This is a genomic window from Streptococcus oriscaviae (assembly GCF_018137985.1).
Taxonomy (GTDB): Bacteria; Bacillota; Bacilli; order Lactobacillales; family Streptococcaceae; genus Streptococcus; species Streptococcus oriscaviae.
Map to the genome: position 1 here is coordinate 1,949,085 of NZ_CP073084.1, position 16,185 is coordinate 1,965,269.

Annotated in this window: 14 protein-coding genes, 1 tRNA gene and 1 rRNA gene; 14 read left to right on the forward strand and 2 right to left on the reverse strand. The window is 44.7% G+C overall.

Annotated features, from left to right (window positions below; translation table 11 throughout):
* Positions 1-42 precede the first annotated feature (42 nt).
* The 8 genes from INT76_RS09785 (at position 43) to greA (ending at position 9,677) form a co-directional block, all read left to right on the forward strand.
* Complete coding sequence (locus tag INT76_RS09785) at positions 43-363, forward strand: hypothetical protein (protein ID WP_212570341.1); 321 nt, start codon at positions 43-45, stop codon at positions 361-363.
* A 196-nt stretch (positions 364-559) separates the two neighbouring features.
* A complete protein-coding gene (locus INT76_RS09790; RefSeq protein ID WP_212570343.1) occupies positions 560-3,667 on the forward strand; it encodes a pilus expression-regulating Snf2 family helicase in 3,108 nt (1,035 codons plus the stop codon).
* 140 nt (positions 3,668-3,807) lie between these two features.
* The gene (locus INT76_RS09795) at positions 3,808-4,512 is read left to right on the forward strand and encodes a B3/B4 domain-containing protein (RefSeq protein WP_212570345.1); all 705 of its coding nucleotides are present in this window, start codon (positions 3,808-3,810) and stop codon (positions 4,510-4,512) included.
* A gap of 108 nt (positions 4,513-4,620) precedes the next feature.
* Positions 4,621-5,316 (forward strand): divisome accessory protein ZapJ, encoded by a 696-nt coding sequence (gene zapJ / locus INT76_RS09800; RefSeq protein WP_212570347.1) that lies wholly within the window; start codon positions 4,621-4,623, stop codon positions 5,314-5,316.
* Positions 5,316-6,647 (forward strand): UDP-N-acetylmuramate--L-alanine ligase, encoded by a 1,332-nt coding sequence (murC, locus tag INT76_RS09805; protein WP_212570349.1) that lies wholly within the window; start codon positions 5,316-5,318, stop codon positions 6,645-6,647. Before zapJ ends, murC begins: the two co-directional genes overlap by 1 nt.
* 66 nt (positions 6,648-6,713) lie before the next feature.
* Positions 6,714-7,199 (forward strand): GNAT family N-acetyltransferase, encoded by a 486-nt coding sequence (locus tag INT76_RS09810; protein WP_212570351.1) that lies wholly within the window; start codon positions 6,714-6,716, stop codon positions 7,197-7,199.
* Between the two features lie 71 nt (positions 7,200-7,270).
* Positions 7,271-9,112, forward strand: a complete 1,842-nt coding sequence (gene mltG, locus INT76_RS09815) for an endolytic transglycosylase MltG (protein WP_212570353.1) — start codon at positions 7,271-7,273, stop codon at positions 9,110-9,112.
* A gap of 82 nt (positions 9,113-9,194) precedes the next feature.
* Positions 9,195-9,677, forward strand: coding sequence for a transcription elongation factor GreA (gene greA, locus INT76_RS09820; RefSeq protein ID WP_212570355.1), 483 nt, complete (start codon positions 9,195-9,197; stop codon positions 9,675-9,677).
* A 153-nt stretch (positions 9,678-9,830) separates the two neighbouring features.
* On the opposite strand, the gene yidC is transcribed toward greA, so the two are convergent.
* A complete protein-coding gene (yidC, locus tag INT76_RS09825; protein WP_249116149.1) occupies positions 9,831-10,742 on the reverse strand; it encodes a membrane protein insertase YidC in 912 nt (303 codons plus the stop codon).
* Positions 10,743-10,807: 65 nt separating this feature from the next.
* Positions 10,808-11,089: an acylphosphatase gene (locus tag INT76_RS09830; RefSeq protein ID WP_212570359.1), complete on the reverse strand. Its 282-nt coding sequence runs from the start codon at positions 11,087-11,089 to the stop codon at positions 10,808-10,810.
* A gap of 95 nt (positions 11,090-11,184) precedes the next feature.
* Here INT76_RS09830 and INT76_RS09835 point away from each other — a divergent pair, with 95 nt between their 5' ends.
* The 6 genes from INT76_RS09835 (at position 11,185) to INT76_RS09860 (ending at position 15,941) form a co-directional block, all read left to right on the forward strand.
* On the forward strand, positions 11,185-11,925 hold the full coding sequence (locus INT76_RS09835; RefSeq protein ID WP_212570361.1) for a TrmH family RNA methyltransferase: 741 nt from the start codon (positions 11,185-11,187) through the stop codon (positions 11,923-11,925).
* A 46-nt stretch (positions 11,926-11,971) separates the two neighbouring features.
* Positions 11,972-12,454 (forward strand): HD domain-containing protein, encoded by a 483-nt coding sequence (locus INT76_RS09840; protein ID WP_212570363.1) that lies wholly within the window; start codon positions 11,972-11,974, stop codon positions 12,452-12,454.
* A 39-nt stretch (positions 12,455-12,493) separates the two neighbouring features.
* A complete protein-coding gene (locus INT76_RS09845; RefSeq protein WP_212570365.1) occupies positions 12,494-13,189 on the forward strand; it encodes a Bax inhibitor-1/YccA family protein in 696 nt (231 codons plus the stop codon).
* A gap of 110 nt (positions 13,190-13,299) precedes the next feature.
* A complete protein-coding gene (locus INT76_RS09850; RefSeq protein WP_212569677.1) occupies positions 13,300-13,776 on the forward strand; it encodes a sigma-70 RNA polymerase sigma factor region 4 domain-containing protein in 477 nt (158 codons plus the stop codon).
* A 339-nt stretch (positions 13,777-14,115) separates the two neighbouring features.
* Positions 14,116-15,672 (forward strand): 16S ribosomal RNA (locus INT76_RS09855).
* A gap of 196 nt (positions 15,673-15,868) precedes the next feature.
* Positions 15,869-15,941 (forward strand) — tRNA-Ala (locus INT76_RS09860).
* Positions 15,942-16,185: the final 244 nt, after the last annotated feature.

Genomic DNA, 16,185 nt, shown 5'->3' on the forward strand with positions numbered 1-16,185 from the left:
GCTGTGTTTGCCAGTGTTCGTAGGGATTATAAGAGGTTCGGGATGGAATGTATAGGTGAACTGATTGTTGAATATTTGACAGGGCTGGCTGATTTTGATGAAAAGAAGGTTCCTCCTTTTGGGCTGCGCTATTGGCTTGGTTGGTTAGGGATTTTCATCAATCTTTTAATGCTTGCTCTGCTTGTTTTTGTGCTTGTATTCTCTGTTATTGCTTTCTTGAAAATGAAGTCTCAGTCTACGGTGCTTGTGACCTTCTTTCTGTTGCCCGTTGTTCTCTTTTGGCTTTGGAAGACAGGAAGTCTGATTAGGAAAATGTGGCGCCTGACACGTTATTATAAACCGATTGATTCAGAACATCAGTAAAAAGTAGGATTTTGTCTGAGAGCAAAACCTACTATTTTTTGTTTTTTTGAAAGGGTAAGGCTTCAGTATCCTCCCTATTTTTGGAGCATGCCAAGAGCTACTAAACCGAGCAGGAACACCTATAAGTTTTTAGGCGAAAATCTTTTTTTCTCACTAGGATTATGCTATAATGGAGAGATAAGATTAAGGAGATAGTATGGGTAGATTGATGCCAGGGCGGATTCGCCAGGAAGGGATTGACCTCTACGATAGAGGACAGCTACAAGTAGAGAAGGTGGAAGACCGCCGACTCTATCTCAAGATAGGAGAGGCAACGTTTTGTTATGCCATAGAGGATGAAGCTTTAGATTGTTCTTGCCCTCTATTTGGACAGAAAGGCTATTGCCAGCACTTGGCAGCCACTGAGTATTTTTTGAAAAATGATGCCAAAGGGATAGAACTGGTTCAGACCTTACAGGATGAGGGGGCCATTCATCAGGAAGTGACTAGACGAACCTATTTTGGGGGACTTTTTTTAGATGATTTGCTCAGTCCTGATACAGCAGCAGGGCTTCGCTACCAACTATCGGTTGAAGGGCAGCTTCTGCCCTTTGACAGCAATATTGATTGGACCTTGAAAATCAGACGGCTGCCGGATGATCGTTCCTACATCATCCGTGACATCGGGGCCTTTTTAAAGCTGGTTAAAAAAAGCGAGTATTACCAAATTGGTAAAAACTACTATGAGGTTGTCAATTTTGACAATTTTGACGCAGCCAGTCAGGAGCTTTTGGAGTTTCTCTTTCGGCTTGTACCTGAAAAACCATCCCTAGATTCGGATGTGTTACCCCATTTTGGCCGTCATCTCCGCTTGCCTTTGGCCTACTTTGAAGAAGGGCTTGACTTATTCAAAGAGCTGCATTCGTTTCAAGTGTCCTATGATATGCAGACTTACAAGGACTTGATTCTTCAGCCTCTGACAGCGGAAGTGGGTCTCTTTGAGTTTCACGTTCGGGTAGATACCCGAGTCATCGAGCTGGTGATTGAAGAAGTTCCTTGTCGCAGTCTTTTTAATGGTCGGTATTTTCTCAAAGACCACAACCTTTATGTCGTGGATCGCAGACAAGAACGCCTCTTAGAGGTTATTGGAGAATTGGTACCAACTGAGTCTGGACTAAAAAAAGTGCAGGTTGATTTTCAAGACCAAGACCGTTTGGCAGCAAGCCTCTTGGATTTGCAGACTATCGGTAAAGTGACAGCGCCCAAGCGTTTCTTGATTGAGGATTTCAAGCCTCGATTTCGATTTAGCCTGACAGAAGCCGGCGATTTATCACTGGCCCTTTCTCTTGAATTTTCGAGAGCCAGAGTAGAAAAGAAAGAGGATTTGGCTTACCTTCCCTTCGCCCTGCACTATCGACATTTAGAGGCTGTCTACCATCTAATGAAGGAAGTTGGCTTTGCAGGAGATTTTAAGGCAACTCGCTCTGGTTTGCATCAGGCGGACTGGTATGCGTTTTTCACTCAAGATTTACCTCGCTTTCGCAGCATGGGGCAGGTTGAGTTGGCGCCAGAAGTGGAGAACTTATTTGTTACCGCAAGCCCCCACCTGTCAGTGGCAAGTCAGGGCTCTCTGTTGGACATTTCTTTTGATTTTCAGGGAATTGACTCGGAGGAGATTAGCTTGGCTTTGCAGGCCCTTCTCAACGAAGAAAGTTATTATACCAGTCAGTCAGGCCGCATCTTTGTATTTGATGAAGACAGCATGCGCATTAGCCGAACCCTCTTAGATCTTCGGGCTCGATTTAATCAGGAGGGGCAGTTGAGCTTGGATAGATTTGCTTCTTTCCAGTTGAATCAAGCACTTGCCGGAGAAAAGTCCGTTTCTTACTCAGAAGATTTTCAACGGCTCGCATATGATTTGGCTCATCCAGAAGAGTTTTCCTTGCCTCCCCTCACTGTCCAAACAGACTTGCGCGATTACCAGCTACAAGGGATTCGCTGGTTATCCATGTTGGACTACTATGGTTTCGGAGGTATTTTAGCAGATGATATGGGACTGGGAAAAACCTTGCAGAGCTTGGCTTTTTTGTCGGGGCGCTTGGACAGTAAATCGAGGGTATTGATTCTTGCACCGTCTAGTCTTATTTACAACTGGCAGGAAGAATGTAAAAAATTCACCCCTCATCTGGACATGGCTGTGGTCTATGGTTCTAAGGAAAAACGGACAAGCATCATACAAGAAGATCATCAAATTCTTGTTACCAGCTACCCATCCTTCCGTCAGGATGCAGAACTGTATCGCAGCAAACATTATGATTACCTGATTTTGGATGAAGCTCAGGTTATGAAAAATGCTCAAACGAAGATTGCGCAGCAGTTGAGAGAATTTGAGGTAGGAGCTTGTTTTGCCCTGTCGGGTACACCGATTGAAAACCATCTGGCCGAACTCTGGTCCATCTTTCAGATTGTCCTTCCTGGTCTTCTCCCATCTAAGAACGACTTTGCCAAACTATCTGCTCAAGAAGTGGCTCGTATTATCAAACCCTTTGTCCTTAGACGTCGAAAGGAAGAAGTCCTGTTAGAGTTGCCAGATCTAATAGAGGTAAATGTTCTCAACGAATTGACAGATGAACAAAAAGCTATCTACCTTGCCCAGCTCCAGCAAATGCAAACCAGTGTTCTGGGGGCAAGTGATGCAGAAATCAACCGCAAGAAAATTGAAATTCTATCAGGCATTACTCGTTTAAGGCAGATTTGTGATACCCCGAGTTTGTTCATGGATGCCTACCAAGGTCAAAGTGGAAAACTGGAGAGTTTGAGAGAGCTCTTAAATCAGCTTAAAGAAGGAGGACATCGGGTTCTTATCTTCTCTCAATTCCGTACCATGTTGGATTTGATTGAACAAGATGTAGCAGCGGCAGGCTTGACCAGTTACAAATTGACAGGCTCAACACCGACCAACGCTCGTCAAGAGATGACCCAAGCCTTTAACGCAGGCAGTCGAGATGCCTTCCTCATTTCCCTTAAAGCCGGTGGTGTTGGACTCAATTTGACCGGGGCGGACACGGTTATTTTGGTTGACCTTTGGTGGAATCCTGCCGTTGAAGCCCAAGCCATCAGCAGAGCTCACCGCATGGGCCAGACGGAAAAAGTGGAATGCTACCGTCTTATCACCAGAGGAACTATCGAGGAAAAAATTCAAAGCCTACAGGAAAGCAAGAAAAATCTCGTAACGACTGTCTTAGATGGCAATGAAAGCCGAGCTAGCATGACTGTTCAAGAAATCCGCGAAATCTTGGGGATTGCTCAGCCAACTGTCAATTGACAAACCTGTTCTTGCGCGGTAGAATAAAATAACGAGAAACTGTTAGGTTCTTCCTTAAGGTCGTTTCCGTGTTTCATTTTGTTCTTTCATACTAGCACCCCGCTGATAGGGGCCAGTTTTTAACCAAAAAGGAGAAAGCTATGAGCCAATTTATCGTTGATTCGTCCTTCTGGAATCTTTTTCCAGATGCTAAAATCGGTGTCCTGTTGCTCAAGGACTATGTTAATAGCCCAGAGTCGCCAGCAGCTGTCGTGCAATTGCTAGAAGACAGTATTCCTTTGGCGCAAGGTCATCTGACAGAAGATGTTTTTAGTGAAAATGAGGTTATCCAAATCTATCGCAAGGCTTATCAGCAGTTTAAAACGAAAAAAGGGGCGCGTTCCAGTATTGAAGCCTTGCTCAAGCGCTCAACCAGCAACAATCCAGTCAGAAGTATCAATCCTCTAGTAGACATTTACAACGCTGCCAGTCTTCGCTATGCCCTGCCTGTTGGTGCAGAAGACATCGATACCTTTGTTGGTGATTTACGCCTGACCATCACTGATGGAGGAGATGAGTTTTACTTGATTGGCGACGATACCAATCAGCCAACCTTGGCAGGAGAACTCTGTTATAAGGATGAAAAAGGCGCTGTCTGCCGCTGCTTTAACTGGAGGGACGGGGAGCGCACCATGATTACCGATCAGACAAAAAATGCCTTTCTGGTTATTGAATTGTTAGATACGAATCGCCTGCCTGCTCTCAAGGAAGCACTTGATTTTATTGAGCAACACGCTCAAGACTACCTGCAAGCTAAAACCAGCCAATTTATTTTGGATGTCAATCAGCCTTGCCTTGACTTATAAACTACGGAGAAGGTGCTGGTCAACCAGTGCCTTCTTGCGCTAATAGGGGTAAGGAATAGTCAAAGAAAAGAAGGTATGGTATAATAGGCTGTTGAAAGGATTATCTTTATGATGAGAAAGCACACCCGATTTCCCCTTGTGGCAGACAATGAAACAATCATTGGAAAAATCCCGAGAATGAACTTATATGAAGAGTCAGATCTTATCAGCAATATCCAAGGGCCTTATCAGGACAAGGATTATGGCGATACTGAACCAAGTGACCTTCACTTTGATGAACAGGCCAAACACGATTTAGCAGAAGACCTGCTTCCGCCTCTTTTTGAGCCGACGGTTAGTCCGTATTCTCGTAGGGAGCGTCTGCGTAAACCGCCAGCCCAGGTTCATCATCCAGAGATAAAAACACAGGGGCAACTGGCTCGCGAGGCGGCTCGTGAAGATTTGAAACGCAAGCGTTCTGCCGCTTATTTGAGAGATGAAAAACCTACACCGGCTCAGGTATATAAACGGCCGGTTTTGGCAGCTGCACCAAGTGCTAAAACAGTGACTCAACAGCCTGCTGGGGAAGCAGCGCGGATGAACCGACTGGCCAATCGTTTACGGCAAGACCACTATATCTTGGCAGAGTTGCCAGCGGTTTACTCGCTAAAGAAAGAAGACCGACAACAAGGCCAAGCCCAGCAAAAGAATTCTTATGATTTCTTGCGCAAAAGTCAGGTCTATAACTATCCCGAACGCAAGGTTCAACGGGAGCGCCAAATGGCACAAGAATTAAATTTGACACATATAGAAGAGGACATTTAATGACAAAAACCTATCATTTTATCGGAATCAAAGGCTCAGGTATGAGTGCCCTCGCACTGATGTTGCACCAAATGGGACACAAGGTGCAAGGAAGCGATGTTGAAAAATATTACTTCACGCAGCGTGGTTTGGAACAGGCAGGGATTCCTATCCTTCCCTTTGATGAAAAGAACATTTCAGCAGATGTCGAACTCATCGCAGGAAATGCCTTTCGTCCGGATAATAACGTAGAGATTGCCTACGCTGATGCCAAAGGCCTCTCCTATAAGCGCTACCATGAATTTCTTGGGGAATTTATGAAGGATTTCACCAGTATGGGAGTGGCAGGTGCCCACGGGAAAACCTCAACAACAGGACTTTTAGCTCACGTTATGCGCAACATTACGGATACCAGTTTCCTGATTGGAGATGGAACAGGTCGTGGTTCAGCCCATGCCCAATACTTTGTCTTTGAATCGGATGAATACGAGCGCCATTTTATGCCCTACCATCCAGAATACAGCATCATTACCAACATTGACTTTGACCATCCAGACTACTTTACCGGTCTAGAAGATGTTTTCAATGCCTTCAATGACTATGCCAAACAGGTGACAAAAGGTCTTTTCCTTTATGGGGAAGATGAGCAACTACGTCGCATCACGGCCAATGCTCCAATCTATTACTATGGTTTTAGCGATACAAACGATTTTGTGGCCTACGATCTCAAACCATCTACAACCGGCTCGCAATTTAAGGTTCGTCATGGCGAAGAAGAGCTTGGCTCTTTCCAAATTCCAACCTTCGGCCGTCACAATGTGATGAATGCAACCGCAGTTATTGCCAACCTATATGTGGCAGGTTTCGATTTGAAACTGGCTGCAGAACACCTCAAAACCTTTGCCGGAGTGAAGCGTCGTTTCACAGAAAAAATTGTCAACGATACAGTCATCATTGATGACTTTGCCCATCATCCGACAGAAATTATCGCAACGATCGATGCTGCAAGACAGAAATATCCAAGCAAGGAGCTGGTGGCTATTTTCCAACCCCACACCTTTACCCGTACCATTGCCCTCTTGGATGAATTTGCAGAAGCCCTCAACGGTGCGGACGCGGTCTACCTTGCACAAATCTATGGCTCGGCTCGTGAAACTGACAATGGCGAGGTCAAAGTAGAAGATTTAGCTGCCAAGATTGAGAAAAAAGGCGGAATCATTACAGTGGAGAACACGTCACCTCTTCTTGACCACAGCAATGCCGTTTATGTGTTCATGGGAGCAGGAGATATTCAGTCGTATGAGTACTCATTTGAGCACCTCCTCTCCAGACTTTCTAGCAATGTTCAATAAATCATACATCTACAAGAGAGATAGCGCCTCGTGTGCTATCTTTCCTTTCATATCAAGGAGAATACCATGCAAATTCGACATCCCAATCTAGAAGATTTAGCCAGTATTGTAGCGTTGGAGCAGGCAAATTTTCAACTCGAAGAACAGATTGCAGAAGAGGTATTAGCCTACTATGTAGCGGAGGAGTGGCGTACCTGTTTGGTCATGGAAGACGCAGGAACCATAGCAGGCTTTCTCCTAGCCCTTCCTAGTAGCAGTGGTGTGGTAACAGATGAAATCTTTAGCCGGACAAAGCCTGCAAGCGGACAGCAGACCCATTTGGCCATCGCCAGCTTGTCTATTTCAGACAGCTACCAAGGCCAGGGAATCGGGACATTATTACTGGCCGCTCTCAAGGAAATAGCGACAGCCGACTGCTATCAGGGCATCAGTCTAACCTGCAAAGACTACCTGCTTTCCTACTACCAAATGAACCAATTTACGGATTTGGGAGTTTCACAATCCCAATTTGGCGGGCAAGTATGGTATGATATGTACTGGAAAGCCTTATAAATAAGGAAAAACTTGCTTTTTAAAGCGCTTTAAGATATAATAGTTAGTAATTGTGTGAAAGGAGTTTAATCGTGACAAAAGATTCGAATGAAAAAGACACACAATCTTCGAGTTTTCGCGATCAGATTCTTCGAGATTTGGAAGAGTTGAAAAATCAACGCTTACAAGAAGAACCACTTGCAGAAACAAATGAAGAAATCCGAGCCAGCTTAAAGGCTATGGAAGAAGCAGAGGGAACAGCGCCGTCGTCAACAGTTGATGAAAGCTTCGCTATTCCCAAACAAACCCTAAAAATTGATGGACTAGACTTTCCAGGAGAGTACCTAGCAGAAGAAACAACAGCTTCTGTCGAGGAGCAAGAAGCATCTCATCTTGACAGTTCTTCCCAATTTTCTGAAGAACCCGTGGTTCAGCAGGTTGAACCGCAGATTGAAGAAGAATTTGACAATACAGTTGAGCGGAATTTAGCTGAGTTGCGTAACCTCGCAGCAGCAGCCGAAGCTGCCCTTCCACCTGTGGAATCCACACCGTTTGAAGAGTCTTCTGAAGAACAAACCATGCTTGTCGAGAAGCTGCCGCTTGAGGAAACTCCGGTTGAAGAGGCTGTGGAGCAAGAAGTGGCTGAAGAGGATCTTCCAGAGTTGATCTTGACACCTGAAGAAGAGAGTCAAGAAGTGCTGGATGATACGATTATCGCACCGCAAACAACGAGCGATAAGCAGGAAGCAACCGGTTCATCAGTACCGAGAAGGCGTTCAGGGAAAAAACACAGTCGCAAGAAACAAGACAAAACAGCCAAGCGAATTGTTGCGGTGGTAGTAGCTATCGTGATCATAGCACTGTCTGTTACAGGCTTTGTTGGTTACACCTATGTAAAATCTTGCCTGGATCCAATCAATGCTCAGTCTACTGAGAATGTTCAAGTTGAGATACCAGAAGGTTCTTCTACCTTGGAAATCGGTCAGATATTGGTTGATAACAAGTTGATAAAAAATGCAACAGTTTTTAACTATTATTCCAAATTAAAGAGTTACAACAACTACCAAAGCGGTTTCTACAATCTTAACCAATCCATGTCGCTTGATGATATTGCAAAAACACTTCAAGAAGCAGGTACAGCTACGGCAGTTGACCCAATTGCAGGAAAAGTCTTGATTGTGGAAGGCTATACCATTAACCAAATTGCAGAAGCAATCACCCTGAATTCCAACACAACGGACAAGAATGACAAAACACCATTTAAGGCAGAGGATTTCTTGGCAACAGTGAAGAATCCGGAATTCATCAATCGAATGGTTGCGACTTATCCAAATCTCTTTGCTACCCTACCGGCAGCAGACAGCGGTGTTCTCTACCAATTGGAAGGCTATCTCTTCCCAGCGGTATACGACTACACCAAAGAAACAACTATCGAAGATTTGGTTGAGCAGATGATTGCGACCATGGACAATCGCCTTCAACCCTACTACTCACAACTAGAAGCAAAAGGCCTAAACGTCAACGAACTCCTAACCTTGGCTTCCTTGGTTGAAAAAGAAGGTTCGACCGATGAAGACCGTCGCAACATTGCAAGTGTCTTCTACAACCGCATCAACAACGGTATGCCGCTTCAGTCTAACATTGCAATTCTTTACGCTATGGGCAAACTGGGTCAAGAAACAACCCTGGCAGAAGATGCAGCAATCGATACATCAATCGCTTCACCTTACAATATTTATCAAAATACTGGTTTGATGCCAGGTCCGGTAGACAGCCCGAGTCTTGCCGCTATTGAAGCAACTTTTAATGCAAACAAAACAGAATACTTCTACTTTGTAGCAGATGTAACAACTGGAACGGTCTACTTCTCCACAACAATAGAAGAACACAATGAAAACGTTGAGAAATACGTTAATAGTAAAATAAACAACTAGGGGAATACCCGAGGCAAAATTATGTGGTTTTCCACATAATTTTGTTTTCATTAAAAATGAACATAGAGGAATGAATTAAAAAATGGCAGAAAAAACATATCCAATGACCATCGAAGAAAAAGAGAAATTGGAGAAAGAATTAGAAGAACTAAAATTAGTTCGTCGTCCTGAAATTGTCGAGCGCATCAAAATTGCGCGTTCATACGGTGACTTGTCTGAGAACTCCGAGTATGAGGCGGCTAAAGATGAACAAGCCTTTGTTGAAGGCCAGATTTCAACCATCGAAACCAAAATCCGCTATGCAGAAATTGTGAATAGCGATGCAGTAGCAGCTGATGAAGTGGCTATCGGAAAAACAGTTACCATCCAAGAAGTGGGTGAAAGTGAAGAAGAAGTCTACATCATTGTTGGGGCAGCAGGAGCTGACGCTTTTGCTAACAAAGTTTCCAACGAAAGCCCGATTGGCCAAGCTCTTATCGGCAAGAAAACAGGTGATGTAGCAACTGTTCAAACACCAGTCGGTAGCTACGATGTCAAAATTTTGAAGGTTGAAAAGACCAAATAAAATCCAAACGAACCTCCCTAGAATAGGCAGTCTAACCTGCTCTATAAGGAGAGGTTCTTTTTGTCAGTAAAAAGAAAGACTCCAAACCGTCTTATTAAGAACAATGGTTTGGAGTCTTTTGTGAATGGGAAGGTGTTCCCAATTGTTAGTAAATTAACGAGAACGCTGTTTGCCAGCATTACGGTTCTTTTTCTTAGGTTTTTCCTCAATAATAGCCGACGCTGTTGGTGTAACATCCTTGGCAGTTGATTTCCACGCTTTTGGCGGATTGTTTTTGAATTCTTCTTCAATCTGCTTGCGGACTTTTGGCTTAATGATAAAGGTTGTAATGGCTTGTTGGATAATTCCAAAGAAACCTCCGACAACCCAGTAAAGGGTTACCCCTGCAGGAGAACTCCAAGAGAAGAAAACAATCATCAAGGGGTTCATCAGCATCATTGAGCGCATCTGTTTCTTTTGTTCTTCTTCCATACCGACCTGCATAAAGAGAGATTGGAAGAAGTAGAGAATACCCGCAAGAGCGGTTAGAATCAAGCTTGGAGAACCCAGATCAATTCCCAGGAAACTAGCTTCTGCAATTCCTTCTGTATAGCGAGCTGCATAGAAGAGAGCCGTAAAGAAAGGCATTTGGGCCAAGAGAGGCAAGCAACCAAGACCGCCAAACATACTAACACCGTAAGCCTTTTGGGCTGCAAAAAGTTCTTGCTGGGCAGCTAGTTGCTCTTCCTGAGAACTTGCATTCTTCATCCGTTCCTGAATCGGAGCAAGAATCGGCTTGAGATAGTGCATTTTCTCAGATTGATAGGTTGTCTTACGAGTTTGGTAGATTCCTAGTGGTAGGATGATGAAGCGAACCAGCAAGGTTACGATAATAATGGCTACACCGAATCCCAAACCTTGATTCTCGGCAAAGTATTGGATAAGGTTGCCCATCGGCTGCACCAACCATTGGTAGACCCAACCTTCACCAGTAGGAACACCATTTTTTGTTTCCACACATCCGGACAAAAATAGTAAGGCAGAAAGAGCAAGAGTAGATAATACAATAGGTTTTTTGATTTTCACGTTTACTAAATTCCTTTTTACATGATACATTCTATTTTACTTTTTTTAAAGGAAATATACAAGTCTTACATATGTTTGACCTGAAAATCAGTAAAGGGTTCAAAACTTCCTAGGGTAACATCCAAGTAGGACACCTTGGCTGCCCGCGATGGGCCCTTACGAATCTCGTGGATAAACTGACTCAGTTTTTCAGAGGAGTCAGAATTAGCCAAAATCGTCACAGTCCCATCTTCGTTGTTCCAAACCCGGCCATAAATATCTCCAATTTCGGCAGCTAAAAACTGAACAGACCACCGAAAACCGACACCTTGTACTCGACCAGAGGCAATCATGCGTACTTTTCTCATGGTAAACTCCTTTTTCACCCATTTTCCAGCGTTCATTTTGACAAGAATCTAACTTTATTATATCATGGTTGGTATTGAAAGAAAACGAGGAACACATGGAAATAATCCGCTCTAAAACCAATAAAACAATCAAGCAGGCCAAGAAACTTCAGCAGAAAAAACACCGGCATTCTTCTTATCTCATAGAAGGTTGGCATTTACTGGAAGAAGCTCTTCAATCAGGAGCGCAAGTGGAGCATATTTTTGTCTTGGCAGAACAGGCTGAGCGCCTACCAGACAATCTTCCTGTTTCCATGGTTAGTCCAGATATTCTTCAGGATTTGACAGATAGCAAGAGCCCGCAAGGAGTTGTTGCGCAATTGGCTCTTCCGAAACAGGTTCTTCCTGAAAAACTGATAGGAAAATACCTGATTTTAGAAGATGTTCAGGATCCGGGTAATGTAGGGACCATGATTCGAACAGCGGATGCTGCCGGCTGCGATGGAGTTTTTCTATCTGATAAATCAGCTGATATTTATAACGCCAAGGTTCTTCGTTCAATGCAAGGGAGTCATTTTCATCTACCAATCTACCGTTTTCCGACAGAGGAGATTCTCTACCTATTAAAGAACAATCAGATTCCTATATTAGCTACCAGTTTGTCAAAACAATCAGTTGACTACAAGGCTGTTCAGGCTAGTAGCAGTTTTGCTCTGGTGATGGGAAATGAAGGAAAAGGAATTTCTGATTTAGTTGCCCAGGAGGCAGACAAGCTGGTTCATATCATTATGCCTGGTCAAGCTGAGAGTCTCAACGTTGCGGTTGCAGCAGGTATCATTTTATTTAGCTTTATTTAAGTCAAACAAGCTAAACTGTGGTATAATGACGAAACGAGGAAACAAAATGACAGCTTATCAATCCGACAAAGAATTTATGCACTATGTGGGTCACTTGATGGAGACTCCTAAGGTTCAACGCCTAGGAACCATCACCCATCACTACCATTCGACACGCCTGGAGCATTCAATCAATGTATCCTATACCAGTTATAAAATCGCAAAAAAATTTGGCTGGGATGCCCGTTCAGCAGCCAGAGGCGGTTTGCTTCATGACCTCTTCTTCTATGACTGGCGTGATACTCAGTTCAGTAAAAGCCATGCTTGGATTCACCCGCGGATTGCCAAGCGCAATGCTCAGAAAATTACCAAGTTAAATAAGATAGAAGAAGATATCATCATCAAACATATGTTTGGTGCAACCATTGCACCCCCTCGCTATAAAGAGTCTTGGATTGTCACCTGTGTAGATAAGTATTGGGCCATTCGCGAGGTCACCTTACCCTTGCAAGACAGATGGAAAAATCGGAAACTATTTCGGTGGACCTAACAGTACTATAGTAGAAAAGAAGTTTTAGGAGGTTTTATCATGAACAATAATCCATTTATTCTCAATCAAGTTGATCAACTAGCTCTAAATCGTTTCTTTGCGAAGATTTACGGTTTTGTTGCACTAGGGATTGGTATTTCAGCACTTGTCTCATTTTTGACGCTGACTGTCGGTCAACCGCTCATGGCATTTATCTTATCGGGCGGCACCCTTCTCCTTTGGTTGCTCATGTTGGCCGAGGTAGGATTGGTATTTGCTGCATCAGCTATGGCGGCAAAAAATAGTCCGATGGCCTTGCCGATTTTCTTACTCTACTCAGTGATGAACGGCTTTACCTTGAGTTTTATCCTGCTCTTTTATACCGGACAAACCATCTTTACAGCCTTTCTATCGGCAGCGCTTATGTTTGTTGTGATGGCTGTTATTGGGGCGACAACTAAAAAAGATTTGTCTGCGATGGGGCAGGCCCTGATGGCAGCCCTTATCGGGATTATTATTGCTAGTGTTGTCAATCTATTTTTGGGAAGCTCAGGCATGAGTTTCATTATCTCCATTATTTCAGTTATTGTCTTTGCTGGTTTGATTGCTTATGACAACCAAAGAATTCGCTATGTATTTGAAGAAACGGGCGGAGAAGTAGGACAAGGCTGGGTTGTTTCTATGGCGCTTAACCTATATTTAGATTTCATCAACCTCTTCCTGAACCTCTTACGAATCTTTGGTTCAAGAGATTAACGAGTTCTATCATCCACCGAAAGGTGGATTTTTTTCATATTCCCAACAGGACAAAGAAGTCCTGTTGTCTTTTGTTGAGAAATAGTAGACTAAAGAGGAAAGGAGAACATATGGAATTTTCAAGACTCTATCGGAAAGTGTCCGGCATCGTCCACCGTGCCCGCAAGGACTATTATATTAAGCTCTGGGAAAAAGACGACTGGGACCAGGAAGGGATGCTGGTCCTCCATCAACTGCTGAGGCAACATCCCCAGTTGGCCAGCGATGATTCCAGCCTCTATCGCTACTACAAGGTTAAGTTCAGGAATCACATCAAAGATGTCATTCGCAAACAAGAAAGTCAGAAACGCCGGTTTGACCGCATGGCTCACGAAGACCTAGACACTCTCTCCCACCTAGTAGCCAGTCCCGGCCTTATGAACGACGACTTGGTCATTCTTCGCGGGATGTTGCGCGACTATCGCCACCAACTTCCGGCCTCCCAACAAGCCAACTATGATCAGCTGATAAGCGGCGGCCGCTTCAAAGGCCGCAGAACAATGCTATCGGATTTAAAAAGCTACCTCAGTGACTACAAACCTAATTAGGAAGAAGGAGTGCCTTCTTCCTAAACTGCTATTGAATGAAGAAAGCACAAGTCCCATTATTAACATGCAGTATAAGGAGCTTCTCCAAGCAATAGAGGGGCATCAGAAGCGGTCACGAAAAAAATCACGAAAAAAATTCAAAAAAGGAGAAAAAGTAGTTGACAGGTGCGTAGGTATCTGATATACTGATATAGTTGTCGCCTGATGAGGGCGAGCACAAGACCTTTGAAAATTAAAGAAGACGAACCAAACGTGCAGGGTGATTTATCTAAGAGATAAATCGTCAATGACAAAACAATAAACGGATAAGCCAGAGTGCTTAGCCGGACAAACGATTATTTAAATGAGAGTTTGATCCTGGCTCAGGACGAACGCTGGCGGCGTGCCTAATACATGCAAGTGGAACGCATGGTGGATACCGGAGCTTGCTCCACCATTCATCATGAGTCGCGAACGGGTGAGTAACGCGTAGGTAACCTGCCTCATAGCGGGGGATAACTATTGGAAACGATAGCTAATACCGCATAACAGTATTTATCGCATGGTAAATACTTGAAAGGAGCAAATGCTTCACTATGAGATGGACCTGCGTTGTATTAGCTAGTTGGTGGGGTAACGGCTCACCAAGGCGACGATACATAGCCGACCTGAGAGGGTGATCGGCCACACTGGGACTGAGACACGGCCCAGACTCCTACGGGAGGCAGCAGTAGGGAATCTTCGGCAATGGGGGGAACCCTGACCGAGCAACGCCGCGTGAGTGAAGAAGGTTTTCGGATCGTAAAGCTCTGTTGTAAGAGAAGAACGAGTGTGAGAGTGGAAAGTTCACACAGTGACGGTAACTTACCAGAAAGGGACGGCTAACTACGTGCCAGCAGCCGCGGTAATACGTAGGTCCCGAGCGTTGTCCGGATTTATTGGGCGTAAAGCGAGCGCAGGCGGTTTGATAAGTCTGAAGTAAAAGGCTGTGGCTTAACCATAGTACGCTTTGGAAACTGTCAAACTTGAGTGCAGAAGGGGAGAGTGGAATTCCATGTGTAGCGGTGAAATGCGTAGATATATGGAGGAACACCGGTGGCGAAAGCGGCTCTCTGGTCTGTAACTGACGCTGAGGCTCGAAAGCGTGGGTAGCGAACAGGATTAGATACCCTGGTAGTCCACGCCGTAAACGATGAGTGCTAGGTGTTGGGTCCTTTCCGGGACTCAGTGCCGCAGCTAACGCATTAAGCACTCCGCCTGGGGAGTACGGCCGCAAGGCTGAAACTCAAAGGAATTGACGGGGGCCCGCACAAGCGGTGGAGCATGTGGTTTAATTCGAAGCAACGCGAAGAACCTTACCAGGTCTTGACATCCCGATGCCCGCTCTAGAGATAGAGTTTTACTTCGGTACATCGGTGACAGGTGGTGCATGGTTGTCGTCAGCTCGTGTCGTGAGATGTTGGGTTAAGTCCCGCAACGAGCGCAACCCCTATTGTTAGTTGCCATCATTAAGTTGGGCACTCTAGCGAGACTGCCGGTAATAAACCGGAGGAAGGTGGGGATGACGTCAAATCATCATGCCCCTTATGACCTGGGCTACACACGTGCTACAATGGCTGGTACAACGAGTCGCAAGTCGGTGACGGCAAGCTAATCTCTTAAAGCCAGTCTCAGTTCGGATTGTAGGCTGCAACTCGCCTACATGAAGTCGGAATCGCTAGTAATCGCGGATCAGCACGCCGCGGTGAATACGTTCCCGGGCCTTGTACACACCGCCCGTCACACCACGAGAGTTTGTAACACCCGAAGTCGGTGAGGTAACCTATTAGGAGCCAGCCGCCTAAGGTGGGATAGATGATTGGGGTGAAGTCGTAACAAGGTAGCCGTATCGGAAGGTGCGGCTGGATCACCTCCTTTCTAAGGAAATGGAAACCTGTACGTTAGTCTTCTTTAATTTTGAGAGGTCTTGTGGGGCCTTAGCTCAGCTAAGCGAAACCGTTAGGTTGAAGCTTTGTCGAAACTAGCGGAGCTAGTGCACGACAGGGACCAGCGTCTCAAGAAATGATATTATATCGAAACAATTAAATACGTTAACAGGTACATTAACATGTACGGGGCCTTAGCTCAGCTGGGAGAGCGCCTGCTTTGCACGCAGGAGGTCAGCGGTTCGATCCCGCTAGGCTCCATTATCTAGGATACAAAGAGATGTTCGGCTTGCCGACATTTCTGTAGAAAAATAGGGAACTGACGCAGTGTGCTTGACACACAAGGCAGTTCATCATTTTTCCTAAGAAATGAATCTCGTGTTCAACTAGATAAGATGATATTTGAATACGAACCTAAACTTTCTAGGAATAAGTCGAAACCATCTAGTGTCTTATGGACACGTCGCTGGTTCACTCCTTATTCTACGCAAGTTTTGCGCAAGTC

Bases quoted from the DNA above. Each gene is read 5' to 3' on its own strand.
- murC (WP_212570349.1), top strand. From the start codon at position 5,316: ATGACAAAAACCTATCATTTTATCGGAATCAAAGGCTCAGGTATGAGT.
- INT76_RS09790 (WP_212570343.1), top strand. From the start codon at position 560: ATGGGTAGATTGATGCCAGGGCGGATTCGCCAGGAAGGGATTGACCTC.
- greA (WP_212570355.1), top strand. From the start codon at position 9,195: ATGGCAGAAAAAACATATCCAATGACCATCGAAGAAAAAGAGAAATTG.
- INT76_RS09830 (WP_212570359.1), bottom strand. From the start codon at position 11,089: ATGAGAAAAGTACGCATGATTGCCTCTGGTCGAGTACAAGGTGTCGGT.
- INT76_RS09810 (WP_212570351.1), top strand. From the start codon at position 6,714: ATGCAAATTCGACATCCCAATCTAGAAGATTTAGCCAGTATTGTAGCG.
- INT76_RS09850 (WP_212569677.1), top strand. From the start codon at position 13,300: ATGGAATTTTCAAGACTCTATCGGAAAGTGTCCGGCATCGTCCACCGT.
- zapJ (WP_212570347.1), top strand. From the start codon at position 4,621: ATGATGAGAAAGCACACCCGATTTCCCCTTGTGGCAGACAATGAAACA.
- INT76_RS09845 (WP_212570365.1), top strand. From the start codon at position 12,494: ATGAACAATAATCCATTTATTCTCAATCAAGTTGATCAACTAGCTCTA.
- INT76_RS09840 (WP_212570363.1), top strand. From the start codon at position 11,972: ATGACAGCTTATCAATCCGACAAAGAATTTATGCACTATGTGGGTCAC.
- INT76_RS09785 (WP_212570341.1), top strand. From the start codon at position 43: ATGGAATGTATAGGTGAACTGATTGTTGAATATTTGACAGGGCTGGCT.
- INT76_RS09835 (WP_212570361.1), top strand. From the start codon at position 11,185: ATGGAAATAATCCGCTCTAAAACCAATAAAACAATCAAGCAGGCCAAG.
- INT76_RS09795 (WP_212570345.1), top strand. From the start codon at position 3,808: ATGAGCCAATTTATCGTTGATTCGTCCTTCTGGAATCTTTTTCCAGAT.